14 protein-coding genes are annotated in these 14,437 nt (G+C 45.0%); 8 read left to right on the forward strand and 6 right to left on the reverse strand.

Going from position 1 to position 14,437, the window contains the following annotated elements; genetic code table 11:
• Nucleotides 1-40: 40 nt before the first annotated feature.
• The gene (locus AQUSIP_RS04340) at nucleotides 41-1,612 is read right to left on the reverse strand and encodes a PAS domain-containing sensor histidine kinase (protein ID WP_170131871.1); all 1,572 of its coding nucleotides are present in this window, start codon (nucleotides 1,610-1,612) and stop codon (nucleotides 41-43) included.
• A gap of 250 nt (nucleotides 1,613-1,862) precedes the next feature.
• Here AQUSIP_RS04340 and mpl point away from each other — a divergent pair, with 250 nt between their 5' ends.
• From mpl to AQUSIP_RS04360, 4 genes are all read left to right on the forward strand, one after another.
• A complete protein-coding gene (gene mpl / locus AQUSIP_RS04345) occupies nucleotides 1,863-3,221 on the forward strand; it encodes a UDP-N-acetylmuramate:L-alanyl-gamma-D-glutamyl-meso-diaminopimelate ligase (RefSeq protein ID WP_114835193.1) in 1,359 nt (452 codons plus the stop codon).
• A gap of 261 nt (nucleotides 3,222-3,482) precedes the next feature.
• Nucleotides 3,483-3,884: a Co2+/Mg2+ efflux protein ApaG gene (gene apaG / locus AQUSIP_RS04350; RefSeq protein ID WP_114835192.1), complete on the forward strand. Its 402-nt coding sequence runs from the start codon at nucleotides 3,483-3,485 to the stop codon at nucleotides 3,882-3,884.
• Nucleotides 3,884-4,798, forward strand: coding sequence for a hydrogen peroxide-inducible genes activator (locus AQUSIP_RS04355; RefSeq protein WP_114835191.1), 915 nt, complete (start codon nucleotides 3,884-3,886; stop codon nucleotides 4,796-4,798). The genes apaG and AQUSIP_RS04355 overlap by 1 nt, the downstream gene beginning before the upstream one ends.
• Nucleotides 4,799-4,944: 146 nt before the next feature.
• The gene (locus tag AQUSIP_RS04360) at nucleotides 4,945-5,826 is read left to right on the forward strand and encodes a hypothetical protein (protein WP_114835190.1); all 882 of its coding nucleotides are present in this window, start codon (nucleotides 4,945-4,947) and stop codon (nucleotides 5,824-5,826) included.
• Nucleotides 5,827-5,924: 98 nt separating this feature from the next.
• Here the strand turns inward: AQUSIP_RS04360 and AQUSIP_RS04365 are convergent, their stop codons facing one another.
• On the reverse strand, nucleotides 5,925-7,937 hold the full coding sequence (locus AQUSIP_RS04365; RefSeq protein WP_114835189.1) for a thioredoxin domain-containing protein: 2,013 nt from the start codon (nucleotides 7,935-7,937) through the stop codon (nucleotides 5,925-5,927).
• 189 nt (nucleotides 7,938-8,126) lie between these two features.
• On the opposite strand from AQUSIP_RS04365, the gene AQUSIP_RS04370 reads away from it, so the two are divergent.
• Complete coding sequence (locus tag AQUSIP_RS04370) at nucleotides 8,127-9,212, forward strand: IS110 family RNA-guided transposase (protein ID WP_197737807.1); 1,086 nt, start codon at nucleotides 8,127-8,129, stop codon at nucleotides 9,210-9,212.
• Between the two features lie 490 nt (nucleotides 9,213-9,702).
• Nucleotides 9,703-10,107: a hypothetical protein gene (locus AQUSIP_RS04375; RefSeq protein WP_114833243.1), complete on the forward strand. Its 405-nt coding sequence runs from the start codon at nucleotides 9,703-9,705 to the stop codon at nucleotides 10,105-10,107.
• Nucleotides 10,108-10,110: 3 nt separating this feature from the next.
• Here AQUSIP_RS04375 and AQUSIP_RS04380 read toward each other — a convergent pair whose 3' ends face one another.
• Entirely contained in the window at nucleotides 10,111-11,037 is a 927-nt protein-coding gene (locus tag AQUSIP_RS04380) for a M20/M25/M40 family metallo-hydrolase (RefSeq protein ID WP_114833378.1), read from the reverse strand.
• 191 nt (nucleotides 11,038-11,228) lie between these two features.
• On the opposite strand from AQUSIP_RS04380, the gene rtcA reads away from it, so the two are divergent.
• Nucleotides 11,229-12,200, forward strand: a complete 972-nt coding sequence (gene rtcA / locus AQUSIP_RS04385; protein WP_114833244.1) for an RNA 3'-terminal phosphate cyclase — start codon at nucleotides 11,229-11,231, stop codon at nucleotides 12,198-12,200.
• Nucleotides 12,201-12,282: 82 nt separating this feature from the next.
• Here the strand turns inward: rtcA and AQUSIP_RS04390 are convergent, their stop codons facing one another.
• Nucleotides 12,283-13,215, reverse strand: a complete 933-nt coding sequence (locus AQUSIP_RS04390) for a phospholipase D-like domain-containing protein (protein WP_170131708.1) — start codon at nucleotides 13,213-13,215, stop codon at nucleotides 12,283-12,285.
• Between the two features lie 95 nt (nucleotides 13,216-13,310).
• The gene (recR, locus tag AQUSIP_RS04395) at nucleotides 13,311-13,907 is read right to left on the reverse strand and encodes a recombination mediator RecR (RefSeq protein ID WP_114833246.1); all 597 of its coding nucleotides are present in this window, start codon (nucleotides 13,905-13,907) and stop codon (nucleotides 13,311-13,313) included.
• 31 nt (nucleotides 13,908-13,938) lie between these two features.
• Between recR and AQUSIP_RS12555 the strand changes: the two genes are divergently transcribed.
• On the forward strand, nucleotides 13,939-14,061 hold the full coding sequence (locus AQUSIP_RS12555; RefSeq protein WP_267896337.1) for a hypothetical protein: 123 nt from the start codon (nucleotides 13,939-13,941) through the stop codon (nucleotides 14,059-14,061).
• On the opposite strand, the gene AQUSIP_RS04400 is transcribed toward AQUSIP_RS12555, so the two are convergent.
• The gene (locus AQUSIP_RS04400; protein ID WP_114833247.1) at nucleotides 14,054-14,395 is read right to left on the reverse strand and encodes a YbaB/EbfC family nucleoid-associated protein; all 342 of its coding nucleotides are present in this window, start codon (nucleotides 14,393-14,395) and stop codon (nucleotides 14,054-14,056) included. The two genes, AQUSIP_RS12555 and AQUSIP_RS04400, sit on opposite strands and share 8 nt — an antisense overlap.
• Between the last annotated feature and the right edge of the window lie 42 nt (nucleotides 14,396-14,437).

A 14,437-nucleotide genomic window follows, 5' to 3' on the forward strand; every position in this document is an offset into this window, starting at 1 on the left:
CATTTTCCCTTTATTGTCTCACACTACATGTAAACCTTGCTCAAATCGAAATAGGTAAAGAAAAACGTATCCAGCTGCTCGATGTGGTATTCGGATTAATCATAAACTGACCGCCGTGTGCCTCAATAATCGAGCGGCAGATAGCGAGTCCCATTCCGCGTCCATGTGCCTTCGTCGTGAAGAAGGGCATAAAGGCTTTATGCATGATTTCCTTGGGAAAGCCCGGGCCTGTATCCATAATAGTGATTTCGATCATTTCCGGATTGGCCTGCTTGGTCTGGATGTAAATGCGTTTTTCCTTGGTATGGCTTTGCTGCATGGCTTCAATGGCGTTTTGAATTAAGTTCAGCAGTACTTGTTGTATTTGGATTTTATCTATAAAAATATAGGGAATGTCCTTGTCGAATTCAAAATCGATCTTTGTCTTCGAGGACGAAAGCTCACTCTTTATAAAGCTGACAGTTTCCCGAATGACATTGTTAATCTTGCAGGACGTTTTTACCAACTGGCCCTTGCAGAAAAAGTTTTTTAGCCGGTGCACAATCTCGCCAGCGCGCTCCGCCTGCGCCACAGCTTTTTCCATGACATGACGCAGCTGATCACGGTCGTGTGTGCCGTTTTCCAAGTGACGCACGCAGCCGCGCGTATAATTGACAATAGCGGCAAGCGGCTGGCTGATTTCATGCGCCATGCCGGAAGCCATTTCTTCCATTGTGCTCAAGCGAAACACATGCGCCAACTGTTGTCCGCGCAGGCGTGCTTTTTTATCCAGTACACGGTCGGTGATGTCACGTGAAGACAATTGTATTTCACTGATGATGCGTGATGGCTCATCAATGATTAAACGAATCGTACTCTCAAACCAGCGAAATTCACCTTCCTTTTTTTTGAGGCGGTAAATAATCGGCTTGTTATGGGCATCTTCACGCCGACGAGTGAAGGCTTTTCTGACTTTGGGCTGATCATCGTGATGGATTAATTTATAAATATTTTTACCGATCAAATCATCTGGATTGTACCCAATGGCGCTTTTGGAAGCAGGCGATACATAAAGGTAAGTGCCATCAGGGGTGTGCCGGGAAATAATATCCGTTGCATTTTCGGCAAGCAAATGAAAACGCAGCTCGCTCTCCCGAAGTTTTTTTTCCGTCTGATCGAGGTTGTTAAGCGTTTCAACCAGTAGCGTGCTAGCGTTCCAGAATCCTTTCAGCGAAAGCTGTAATTGATCAAGAATAGTATTACGCAATTTGTGCAGCTCATCTTCCGCTTTTTTGTATGTAGAAATGTTTTGATGAATAAGCAGCGCGATAGCCTTGTTTTGCTCGTTGGGCTGCAACGGGCACAGATGGGATTTGCAATGCCCCTTGATGCCATTTTTACGAATAAAAATGGTGTCTTCCTGCCATTTTTTCTGATGCGTAAGGATTTCCTGTATCAGTTTGGGGAAGGGATAATTGCGGTCATAAATGGTATTAATAGACCGGCCCAGCACTTCTCGTTTGGCGTAACCAAAAAGCGAGGAAGCGCCTGAATTCCAGTTTATGATGCGGCCTGCCTTGTCCAGCAGTACGGCACTATCCGTGATTGTTTCAAATAATCCTTGATGGTCCATCCTGGCATTATCCTTTGCGGGATTCCCTAATTTTGATAATAATATCACATCCATAAACGAAAGGGATGTGGTTCGCTGCAAGGACATTTCCCCAGATGAAATTCAATTTAATTTCGTCACGTGGGGAATGAATTCCCGTGTGACGACCAAAAGGGGAGAATCGCGACTCTCTCCTTTGGAAACCCCATCGCGTAAGGACCCGTGGCTTGCCACGGGTATTCAGGTTTAATAATGAGGTGAGGTTGTAAGAATGCGTTTACATATTTTAGGTATCTGCGGGACGTTCATGAGCGGGCTTGCCGTGCTTGCCAAACAATGCGGTCATGAAGTGACAGGATCAGACATGAATGTCTATCCACCCATGAGTACACAATTAAGAGAGCAGGGCATTGAGTTAAGAGAAGGTTATGACCCGTCGCATATTGATGCCCGTGTTGATGCCGTGATCGTAGGTAACGTGATTAAACGGGGTAACCCGGCGATTGAACATGTCCTTTCACAAGGCATTCCTTATTTTTCAGGCCCGGCCTGGCTCGCCGAAAATATCCTTCAGAAGCGCTGGGTGCTGGCTGTTTCGGGGACGCACGGTAAAACAACGACCACAAGTCTTTTAACATGGATTCTGGAACAGGCGGGCTTGTCGCCTGGATTCCTGATTGGCGGGGTGCCGGAAAATTTTGGTGTCTCCGCGCGTCTTGGTAAAGACCCTTATTTTGTGATTGAAGCGGATGAGTATGATAGTGCGTTTTTCGATAAGCGTCCCAAGTTTATTCATTACCGCCCCAAAACCGTTATCCTGAATAACCTCGAATACGATCACGCTGATATTTTTCCTGATCTTGCCACGATTAAACAGCAATTCCAGTATCTGGTACGTACCATTCCAGGGAATGGGCGTATTGTTCGCCATGCGCAGGATGCGAATCTGACCGAGGTGCTGGGCATGGGCTGCTGGACGCCAGTGACAACTTTTAGCGAATCAGGCGGCGACTGGCAGGCTGATTTGATAGAGCAGGATGGTAGCGCGTTTACCGTACTCCACCACCAAGTGCCGGTTGGTGAAGTGCGCTGGTCATTGCTTGGCAAACACAATGTGGAAAATGCGCTTGCTGCCATTGCGGCTGCGCACCATGCACAGGTAGCGCCGGCACTTGCCGTGCAAGCTTTGTCTACTTTCAAAAATGTGAAACGCCGCCTTGAAGTCAAAGGGAAAGTGAATGAAATCGTTGTTTATGACGATTTCGCGCACCATCCCACAGCCATTGCAACGACACTAGCGGGCCTGCGCGCCAGAATAGGAAAAAAAGCGCGGATGGTGGCTGTGGTCGAGTTTGGTTCCTACACCATGCGTTCTGGCGTGCATAAAGACCATATCCAGGCTGCTTTTAGCGATGCAGACATGGTCATTTGTAAAAATACCGAGACAGACTGGGGACTAAAAGCGACCTTAGCTCAGTTCACACAGCCTACCGCTCTCTATGATGATGTTGACACACTGGTATCGCAGCTGGCGCCGCAGCTACGTGCGGGAGATCATGTTATCATTATGAGTAATTCCGGTTTTGGCGGTATTCATAAAAAACTGCTGGACGCCATAGAAAGAGGTTGAAAATCCGCATGGAACATGATGATAATCAAAATAAATTAATTTTTACTGCGGCAGGTGCATGGCTGGGTGTCGGCGCCTATCTCACGCTCAGCCTCATTATAGCCGCGATTTACTTATTTGGATAAAATTCAATTTAATTTCGTCACACGGGAATGAATCCCTGTGTGATAACCAAAAGGGGAAAATCGCGATTCTCCCCTTTGGAAACCCATTGCGTAAGGACCCCGTGCTTGTCACGGGGTATTGAGGTTTAATAACGTTATGAAGAAGACAGATAAAATAAAAGTTAAAGCAGTTACCAGTTATATCGCAGCCCAGTCCGATCCAGCTCATCACAAATTTGTCTGGTCATATGATATTACGATTACCAACGAGGGCAGTGAAATCGTGCAATTGCTGCACCGTTATTGGCGTATTACAGACATGACGGGCAAGGTGGAAGAAGTGCATGGTGCGGGCGTGGTAGGACTACAGCCGCTGATTAAACCAGGTAGGGAGTTTACCTATACCAGTTACTGTCAATTGACTACGCCGCAGGGGACCATGGAAGGCCATTATGAAATTCAGAATCTGGAAGAAGAGCATTTTAGCGTTGCCATACCCAAATTCATTTTGAGTGCGCCGTCGTCTATCACCAAAACTTTTCGCTCAAGGCTGCATTGATGACCCTCACTGAGTTGCGTTATGCAATCATGCTGGCACAGGAAAAACATTTCGGAAAGGCAGCCAAGGCATGTCATGTGAGCCAGCCTACGCTCAGCGTTGCCATTAATAAACTGGAATCTGAACTGGGTGTTGCTCTATTTGAACGTGACCGCAATGACGTTCGCGTGACGGAAATAGGCAAGCAGATCATCGCGCAGGCCCAGCGCGTACTGGATGAAGCAAGTCAGATCCGCGATTTGGCGCAGGGAGGCAAATCGCAACTCAATACGCCGCTCAAAGTCGGTGCCATTTACACGCTGGGGCCTTATCTTTTTCCCAGTCTGATTCCACAGCTCAAAAAAATTGCGCCTGATATGCCGCTTTTAATCCAGGAAGACTTTACGGCTAATTTGCGAGTCAAATTGCAGCGCGGCGAACTGGATGCGATTTTTGTTTCCCTTCCCTTTTCCGAGCCCGGTGTGGTAACGCAGGGTTTGTATGATGAGCCTTTTGTGGTGCTGATGCGCAAAGATCATCCTTTAAGCAAAAAAGATAGTATCAAAACGAGCGAGCTTAAAGCAGAGGAGATATTATTATTGGGTGAAGGTCACTGCTTCCGCAATCAGGTGATCGAAGCCTGTCCCAACTGTTATATCGAAGGCGCTATCCAGAAAACCGTTGAAGGCACTTCACTTGAAACCTTGAGGCATATGGTTGCATCCGGCATGGGCATGACGGTCCTGCCGAGTACGGCGACGCAGATTCAATATTACAAGTCGATATTATGCACACGGCCATTTGCTGGCAAAATTCCTCAACGCCGTATCGCGCTTGCCTGGCGTGTCAGCTTTACGCGGCCGAAGGCGATAGGTGCGCTGATTCATGCTTTGCATGCTAGCACGATGCAGGGAATTTGCCTGCTGCCGGAATAAGCGCGGAACTTTCCTTAAGATTTCCTTAAGTATTTATCCATACAATGTTATTCCGAAGTTCATTTAGCGATGCCTCACTGTAGAATCAATCTACATGAAATGAATTTTCAAATGGATCTACTTAATTAACAAGGGAGTAACCTTTCATGCCATTTCAATTTTTGTCCTTTCAAAAAATTCAGGAAAATTATATTGCCTTAGGATCAGCGGTTTTAAAGAAGCACGGTGCCGAGGAAGATCTTTCGAAGTTGCCAAAGGCGCGGCTGGATCAGTTAAAGATGCTTGATGCTATTTTTAAAGTGCTTGAAGAAGCAAACGCGAATACGCTGAAAGATGAGGAAAAAGCTAAAATCGCAACGGGTGCGTTGCTTTATGTAAGAAAACAAGTGAGAAATGAACACAGCCGGTTAAGACCTGAGCTATTAATTACAAGTGCTTTATTTAACGGCTTACATCCTGCGATCGGCGTTAGCACTAATAATGCGCTGGACAAGGAAGCAGAAAAAGATGCTCTGATTGCATTTCAACGTTTCGCTGTCGCACAACAGTTTAAAGAATTCAACTTCCCACACCTTAAGGAAGGTCATACTAAAAAGCGTTTGGTTGCGGATATCGAAGAGTTTGACCGTAGTAAATTGAAGAAAACTAAACTTGAGGAAAAACCAGTCAAACTTAAACATCGAGACATTGAGGCCCCGGAACATTATCTGGATGAAGAGGCAAAGAAAAAATTTCAGACATACAGCAAGCTTGCTCAATCATTCACAGCGATCCAAGGATCTACTCAGCTAGGCCTTAAAGAGACAGAAACTGTAGTAAAACAAGCTGATCTGGAATTATCCCCTGAAAATGCAGCGGATATGACCCCAGCAGGAAAGCAAATGTATGCTGACGTTGTCCAAAAGAGAGAAGCGGCTAAAACAAGTGTAAGGAATATTTTTAATTCTCAGGTACGGCCGCAAATTGAAGCGCGTCGCAAGCTCGATGAAGAAGAGGTTAAACATACTGTTTCCATGATGAAAGCTTAAAATACTTTAATATGTAATTGAATATTTTTCTGAATCGATAGACTGAGGACACGCAAAGTGTCCTCTTTTTTTTGAGCTGGATTAAGCGCCTTAAGTTTTCAAGTTTGATGAATCTGAGATAACAACAGGTCCAAGCTCTCAATTGGTTTTTGACATTGCATCCCCTGGCAAATATAGGCGCGGGTTTTTTCCTGATTCCTTTTCTCAGCCAAGGCATCAGGCAGTTGCTGTGCATCTGAAGGAATGGCAAATACCTGATGATGCGGATTTCTACATGCTACCCGCCATCTCTCAATGTCCGATTCTGGTCCGCGAATGATAATGATTTTTGGCGGGTCGAGCAGTGTTCGCAGCGCTGACAGGAGTGTACAGTGCTCGGCTGGAAATTGTGATAAAACAGGCCAGGCTGAGCGCAGCGTCTTTTCTGCGGCATCAATATAACGCGGTTCTGCCAGCAGCCAGCCTAAACGCAGCAGCACCTGCGCAGCAATGCCGTTGCCGGAGGGTGTCGCTTCATCCATCATGGTTTTGGGTCGATACAGTAATTGCTCATGATCGTCAGCTGTAAAAAAGAACCCGCCTTGTTCGTCCATGAAGTGTTCCAGGAGAGTATCGGCCAGTTCCACAGCGAAGTGCAATTGCTTTGAATCCCACGAGGTTTCAAGTGCACAGAGCAGCGCATCAATCAGGAACGCGTAATCGTCCAGGTAACCGGCAAGATGGGTGTTGTAGCTTGCCAGCAAGCGGTTATTTTGCCAAAGATGCTCGCGTATAAATGACAGAGCTCGCTCGGCAGCATCAATCAATGTTTTTTTCTGCAAAATTGTCCCGGCTGTCAGCATGCCTTTAATCATTAAACTGTTCCAGGAAGTTAACATTTTTTGATCCAGGGCTGGTGGCACGCGGGTATTGCGGGCGGATAATAATTTTGTTTTAGCAGCGAGTAATAGTGCATCCGCGGCGGTGAGTGATAATCCTAGCTCCTCTGCGACGACACTTAATGGTTTGGCTTGATATAAGTGCCAGTGCTTTTCAAAATTCGGCGGGTGATCCAGTCCAAGATACTGTTGTGCAACTGCATATTCATCCTGATTTAGGATGGATTGAACTTCAGTTTTGTCCCATATATAAAATTTACCTTCATGGCCTTCCGAATCCGCATCAATACTGGCGAAATAACCGCCTTCCTCAGATTGCATTCTGCCTAATGTCCACTGGGCAATTTCATGGGCAATCAAGGCGAAAGAAGATTCTGAATAACGCTCCGATGCGAGAGCGTAAATTGTTAATAGCTGTGCATTGTCATATAACATTTTTTCGAAGTGAGGAATGTGCCAGTGATTGTCGACAGAATACCGATAGAATCCACTCTCCAGTTGATCATAAATGCCACCTGCCATCATATGGTGCAAAGTATTTGCAACGATGATGGGATTCTCGTCCAGTAAGAACGCAAGCTTAGGTGCCTGGGGAAATTTGGGCGCACCATTGAAACCACCATGCTGCGGATCATAATGCTGTTCCAGGATTTTGAGCGCAGCACGTACCGGCGCATGATCAAGGCAAATGGTCTCATCAGCCGATATGCGTTCAGATTGATGAAGGATGTTTCGTAGCGAAGTATTTTGCTGTTGTATATCTTCTCGCCGTTGTTGATAAAGCTGGGCAATTGCACGTAATACGTCTTTAAAAGCAGGCAATTGATACCGCTGTTCGCGCGGGAAATAAGTGCCGCTGAAAAAAGGGGTGAGATCACCTGGCGTTAAAAAAATAGTAAGCGGCCAGCCGCCGTTCTGTTGTGTTAGCAAATAATGAGCGGTTTGATAAATTTTATCGAGGTCAGGACGTTCTTCACGATCCACTTTGATATTAATGAATAATTGATTCATGAGATCTGCAGTCACCGGGTCTTCAAAGGATTCATGCGCCATCACATGGCACCAATGACAAGCAGCGTAACCAATGGAAAGCAAGATAGGTTTATTTTCGCGTCGCGCTGTTTCGAGTGCTTCCTCTCCCCAGGGATACCACTCAACCGGATTCTGTGCGTGCTGCCTAAGATAAGGACTGGATGCTTGCGCAAGCCGATTGATTTTAATAATGTTAGTCATGATGTGTACGTCCCTTTACTAAATTATTAGTATATTCCGATTGCACTTCGAAATGCGAAGGCGTCATTTCTCGCCGCCTCGCGGCGTCTTGGATCCCGCTGACAAGCAGCGAGTTGCTATGCTGTATTAAGAAAGACCCCACCAGTTAAAATAGTTTGCGACCAACAAACTAAACAACGGAGGGGTCTCATGAAACAGTACGATTATACAGGGAAAGAGGTATACGTTGGTATAGATGTTCATAAAAAGACCTATTCTTGCGTTATTATTTGCGAAGGAGAAGTAGTGAAACGAGATACAATGCCAGCCAAAGCTGAGATATTGGTAAGTTATCTAAAAAATACGTTTTCTGGAGCGGTCATCAAAACTGCTTACGAAGCTGGATTTTCTGGATTTCATCTGCATCGCTATTTGGTCTCCCATGGAATAAATAACATAGTGGTCCATCCTGGTTCTATTGAAGTAGCCTCCCGAGATCGGGTCAAGACAGATAAACGCGATGCATTAAAAATAGCCCTACAATTATCTGCTGGGCGATTGCATGGGATCTTTGTGCCAAGCCAAGAGCGAGAAGAGAAACGTAGCATGACGCGATTACGGACAAATATATTGAAACTACGGCATCAAGTTGGTCAGCAATTTAAAGGACTATTATTTACTCAAGGATTAATAGAAGTAGAAGATGATACGGTGATTTGTCCAAGATGGTTATCTCAAAAGTTAAGTGAAGTGGAACAGGGGAATTATTCAAACGATTTTTGTTATAGCGTTCATCAATATGCTGAGCAATGGATGCAATTGACGAAACGAATGAAAGAAATAGAAGCAAGGCTTGAAATTCAGGCAAATGATGAAAAAAGTCTGCAAATGATTTATGAAAGCGTCCCAGGGATTGGCCCAATTCATGCAAGACAATTAGCCAATGAGCTGGGTAATATGATTCAGTTTAAAAATGAAAAACAGTTATTTAGTTTTACAGGACTAACGCCGAGTGAGCATTCATCGGGTGAGCATACTCGACAGGGTCATATTACACGACAAGGAAATTCAGTATTACGCAGAATTTTTATAGAAGCAGCATGGATAGCCATTACAAAAGACCCGAGCCTGAAAGAAATATTTAATCGTCTCTCGAATAATCGAGGAAAAAAGCGTGCAATCGTTGGTGTTGCACGACGATTAGCAGGCCGTATTCGATCTTGTGTATTAACAGGAGCATTATATGAAATAAAACCAACTCAAGAAGCTTGTTCGCTTCAGGAAAAGGTTGCCTGACCTCGTTCAGTCATCCTGTGAGTCTGTAATTTTTAGGGACCACGTTCGCGAGTTTGGGGCAGGCATTATAAGACCGAATGAACAACTTGTGCGCGTTTTTACGGAAACGACCACGAATAGCAGATTGGCCTACAAGGTCTAGTGATAGGATCGGTATAAGAGCTGGCTTCTGAGTTGGTTTTAAATTGAAAAATAAGTGCTTTTATTAGCAGGAGATGCCGCTATGCGCAAACTTGAAAATACACATAGCGGACGACGACGGGCGGAAATTCAGCGAACAGTAGTGGAGCGAAGCATCTTAGGAATGTTTAAGCGATCCTTCACTTCGTTCAGGATGACAAAATCGCATCTTGAGGTGCAATACGTATATAACATAATGCCACTAACTTTATGAAAAAATATAATAATCTTTTTAACTTGCAATGGAGTAAAATAAACGTTTAAATTTACTCATACCTACAACTTACATCAGTGCTAAACGAGGCAGTCTATGCTAACCCGATTAATGAACCAGTTTTTTTCTGCCGGTGCAATAATATTAAGCATGATATTAGTAAATGCAGTTTATGCAAGTGATTCAACTCAACTGGTGGTTCCTCGACTTGCTGCGCAAACACTAAAACCTACTACTACGGATCAGTCAGCACCTGTCACCATGGATCCTTCATCGAATGCTTCACTGTCATGTCCTCAAGGCTATGCACTGACTAATATCAGTGCTACTGCGCAAACAAAAGAATCCGTCAAGGTTTACCGTGAGTGTAACGGCGTATCAGCAGCGGGCTATGTCCATACATGGTGTAAAAATAATCTTCAAACGTATAATCCCGTAAAAAGCGCTCCCAAGGGCACCTACGTTTGCCGTAAAATTATAAACAAGTGGGAACCTGTATAAGCTTTATTTTTGATTCGCCAAATCCTGGATAACATGCATTAAACCATTGACGACCCGCGCCATACGATCATAATCAAGCGTCTCAGGTGTATCGTATTCTGTGTGATAGTGAGGATTACGAAAAAGCGCTGTCCCTGTTACCATGACGGCGCGGTATCCTTGTTTCCAGAAAGACCATTGATCTGACCAGCCCACGCCCATAATCCAACTGGGTGCCGCAATGCCTTCCGAAGGAAATGACGCATGTTGTCTGAATGATGCCACAATGGCCCGTGTTAATGTGCGTGAGGAGAGGTTTCCTACGAAGCCGATAAAGTTCGCTGTATGCGGATAGAAAAAACTGAAAGGGAAGGGATAATACTGACTGTGTGGTTTATCGGAATAATAACCGATACTTTCGATGGAAAGCATGGCGACGATATTTTCCTGCTTTTGTTTCGCCGCTTGTGCATAGCGATAGCTACCCATTTGATCAGTGTAAAAAAAAGGCGGTTCTTCATTTACAAAAGCAATAAAACGCACCGTGCGTTTTGGTTCTATCGTTGCCAGTAACCTTGCACATTCGAGAATGGTGGCGACACCTGAAGCATTATCATCAGCGCCGGGTGAGCCGATGATGCTGTCATAATGAGCGCCAATCACGATAATTTCTTCTGGATGTAAGACGCCGCGGCGTTCGGCAATAATATTTTTTACAGAAGAATCATGGACGCGATAATCCTGTTCTGAAACAGAATAACCGAGTTTTTTAAATGCTGAAGTAATGTATTCTGCTGCCAGCTGTAGATTGCGATCATGCCATATATTGCGCTCGCCAATCTTGCCGGCAAGATGATTGACATGCACGACAAGCCGATCGCGTATTCTTATTTCTTCCTGTGATAAGGGCGGTAAAGCACCACGATAAGAATGACCTGGCATGTTAAACATATACCAACCGGCTCCTGCGGCAATAAAGAGGATTAATAAAAGTTGAAAAACAAAACTAGTCCATCTTTTTTTTAACAATTGAAGCTGCATCCTAATTTTTTTGCCTACTAAAATCATATCATAACTTGAATTCGAACAAGGTTAGTGATGAGTGATATAATGAATAAACACAGGGGCAGGCCAAGGAAATAATGGGAAAATTAATCACGATCGACGGTTCATATGGAGAAGGCGGGGGACAAATGGTCAGGACATCGCTGACGCTCTCTGCTATCACCGGCCAGCCGTTTATCTTGAAAGCCGTTCGATCCAAACGCGGAAAGCCGGGTTTGTTGCCACAACACATGATGGCTTGTGTTGCAGTCAATACGATTAGCCAGGGAAGACTGGAGGGCGCTGCTTTAGGAAGTGATGCGTTTCGTTTTGAACCAGGCACGATCAAAGGCGGAACGTATCATTTTGATATAGGAACAGCCGGATCACTCATTCTGCTAGCCCAGGCGATTATACCTATCTGCTTACATGCAACAGATTCAAGCCGTATTTGCCTCACGGGCGGCACGCATGTACTTCAATCACCCGGCTATGATTATTTTGCGCAGGTGTTCCTTCCTGCGTTGCAACGGTTTGGAGCTAACGTACAAATACGGCAATATAAAACCGGTTATTATCCCAAGGGCGGCGGCCTGCTCGAGTTTGAAATCCAGCCACAGGTGTTACAGGGATGTACTAATTGGTCATCGTCAAACGAGACACATGCGGTTATTCGCTTATCACGATTGGCGCATCATATCGCAGAAAGAGAAAAACAGGTTTTAATGCAACAGGGCATTGAAGATATTCAGCTTTATGAAGAAGCCGCATTTTCGCCGGGGAATGCTGTCACACTGTGGCAAGGATTTAGGGGAGCTTATGTGCTTGGCAAGGTAGGCAAAAAAGCGGAACAGGTAGCAGAGGAAGCTTTCTTGTTGTTGCAACAGGAGGAGGGAGAAGTAGATCGTTATCTCAGCGATCAATTACTCATTTATGCAGCACTGGCAAGGGGTGAAACGCGTTATATAACGAGTGAAATAACCGGTCATTTACGTACCAATGCGTTTGTGATTTCAAAGTTTGTTCAAAGAGATATTGATTTCTCTGATCATTGTATCCGTATTCGTTAGTTTCACTCCTGATTCCCCATTACAATGTTTTAGTGCCTGTCACAAGTAATTGAGGCTCGCTCAATATGCATTGCTAGTGAAATCAGAGAGATTTGAGGGAGTGGTGGATGAATCGAATGACTTGCCGAACCACGGCTTTATTCAGCGAAAGCCCTGAGTGATTTTGCGTGTGTGTTTTCTCCGTATCGCGAAAATCCTGATCAAAGGTAGCCGTTAATTGTTGAATCACCGCGCTATCTTTGGTAATAACAGCCAGTTCACGGTTATCATCCAATGATGCACGTGTCAGATTGACTGAGCCTAACACGGCTTTTTGATTGTCAACAATCATGACCTTGGCATGAATATAATAGCGATTACTGCGACGCACCACCACGCCAGCGCGCGCTAAATAATCAGCCTGTTTGTCACGCAATCGATTGGAGGTTAGTATCTGAACGTTGACACCTTTGCGCGCTGCTTTGGCCAATGCACCAACGATTTTGTAATCACTGATGGTTTGCGCATAGATTTTAAGCGACTGTTTGGCGCCACTGATTATTTTTAGAAATTGCTTGCGACTATTATCAGGACTCCACACCAGTTGATCAGCATGATTCGCTGTGGGTTGATGGTTCCAATCAGAAGTAAATGTGGCCGCAATTTCATTTACACGCTGCGGATCGTCAATGATTAAGGCGAAATTACGGTCATTCTTGAAGGCCGAGCGTGTAAAGTTAAATGTCATCACAATCGCTTTATTGCCATCGATCACTAGCGTTTTTTGATGAATCAGACGAAAAGGGGGAATGTGGCCTTGCCAGGCAACCTCATTCTGGTTGAATGTCCGTATCGTTTTATTATTTTCGTTTTCAGCTTTATAAGGTTGTTCCTCGAGAATGACTTTTACGGTTTTGCCTTGTTTCTGCTGTCTGATGAGTGCATCCAGCAAGCTTTCGTCGGTGAAGCCATACATCACAAGACTCAGGGTATGGCGGGTATTTTTAATCGCATTGATGATCGGCTTACGTCCCATGTCAGGCTCCACAATGAGTTGGTCTGCCAAAGCTGGGAACGCTGTGAGGAGGAAAATCAGGAAGCTAAAACAGACATGAGCAAAACGTATAGACATTAAATCACGTCTCTACCAGCTAACGCATGCGCGAGCGTGCTGCTGTCTATGTATTCCAGTTCACTGCCAATAGGTACGCCATGCGCGATGCGTGTGACCTTGATACGGTATTGTTTGGCCAGTTCGGAAATATAATGCGCAGTTGCTTCTCCTTCCACTGTTGGGTTAGTGGCGAGAATGACTTCGCGGATATCGCCACGCTCAAAATGTGTTCTTAACTGGGCAATCCCGATTTCCTCAGGTCCAATCCCATCCAACGGTGATAAATGACCAAGCAGCACAAAATATTTTCCTCTGTAACTGCTGGTTTGTTCAATCGCACTGACATCAATAGGGTTTTCGACAATACAGAGCGATGTAGCATCACGATGCGTGGAGGCGCAAATTTCACAGAGTTCTGTCTCGCTGAAAATACGACAGGATTGGCAATGACGTATTTGTTCCATGGCTTCAGTCAGGCTTTTTGCCAGTCGTTTGCCATTTTCGCGTCCGCGGGTCAACAGTTGCAGGGCCATGCGCTGCGCAGTTTTGGGGCCGACGCCAGGAAGGCAGCGAAATGCTTCAATTAACTGATCAAGTAGCGGACTAAAGCGCATAGGGTCCAAATGTTTTTGCTAGGAATATTGAGTGTTATCTAGCCCCGGTTTAAAACGCCCCGCGGCGAATGATACGAGTGCGTTAGATACGGTTGTCATGCCAGCTTTCGCTGGCATGATGGTTTCCATGATACAGTTAGCCATTGTTATTTAGGCAAATCACCCAACCCTTCGGGCAGCTTAATGCCTGCCAGTCCACCCATCTTGTCACGCAAATTTCGCTCAATCTTATCTGTCGCGTCATTAATCGCCGCTGCGATTAAATCTTCAATGATGGATTTTTCTTCTTTCAATAAATTGGGATCCAGGGTGACTTTTTTAGCATAGTGCTGACCGGTCATGACGATTTTGACGACGCCGCCACCAGATTGGCCGGTGACTTCCATTTCAGCAACCTGTTTTTGAATATCCTGAAGTTTCTTCTGCATTTCCTGGGCACGTTTCATGATCTCATTGAGACCAATTTTGTCATTGGATGATTTGTTCATTAAAAAAACTCCATAAAATGAATGGTTGCATTTTAGCAAATC

The sequence above is a fragment of the Aquicella lusitana genome, assembly GCF_902459475.1.
Lineage (GTDB): Bacteria > Pseudomonadota > Gammaproteobacteria > DSM-16500 > DSM-16500 > Aquicella > Aquicella lusitana.

Bases quoted from the DNA above. Each gene is read 5' to 3' on its own strand.
- AQUSIP_RS04380 (WP_114833378.1), bottom strand. From the start codon at position 11,037: ATGTTTAACATGCCAGGTCATTCTTATCGTGGTGCTTTACCGCCCTTA.
- AQUSIP_RS04340 (WP_170131871.1), bottom strand. From the start codon at position 1,612: ATGGACCATCAAGGATTATTTGAAACAATCACGGATAGTGCCGTACTG.
- AQUSIP_RS04390 (WP_170131708.1), bottom strand. From the start codon at position 13,215: ATGGGACGTAAGCCGATCATCAATGCGATTAAAAATACCCGCCATACC.
- recR (WP_114833246.1), bottom strand. From the start codon at position 13,907: ATGCGCTTTAGTCCGCTACTTGATCAGTTAATTGAAGCATTTCGCTGC.
- AQUSIP_RS04355 (WP_114835191.1), top strand. From the start codon at position 3,884: ATGACCCTCACTGAGTTGCGTTATGCAATCATGCTGGCACAGGAAAAA.
- AQUSIP_RS04360 (WP_114835190.1), top strand. From the start codon at position 4,945: ATGCCATTTCAATTTTTGTCCTTTCAAAAAATTCAGGAAAATTATATT.
- apaG (WP_114835192.1), top strand. From the start codon at position 3,483: ATGAAGAAGACAGATAAAATAAAAGTTAAAGCAGTTACCAGTTATATC.
- AQUSIP_RS04375 (WP_114833243.1), top strand. From the start codon at position 9,703: ATGCTAACCCGATTAATGAACCAGTTTTTTTCTGCCGGTGCAATAATA.
- AQUSIP_RS04370 (WP_197737807.1), top strand. From the start codon at position 8,127: ATGAAACAGTACGATTATACAGGGAAAGAGGTATACGTTGGTATAGAT.
- AQUSIP_RS04400 (WP_114833247.1), bottom strand. From the start codon at position 14,395: ATGAACAAATCATCCAATGACAAAATTGGTCTCAATGAGATCATGAAA.
- rtcA (WP_114833244.1), top strand. From the start codon at position 11,229: ATGGGAAAATTAATCACGATCGACGGTTCATATGGAGAAGGCGGGGGA.
- AQUSIP_RS04365 (WP_114835189.1), bottom strand. From the start codon at position 7,937: ATGACTAACATTATTAAAATCAATCGGCTTGCGCAAGCATCCAGTCCT.
- mpl (WP_114835193.1), top strand. From the start codon at position 1,863: ATGCGTTTACATATTTTAGGTATCTGCGGGACGTTCATGAGCGGGCTT.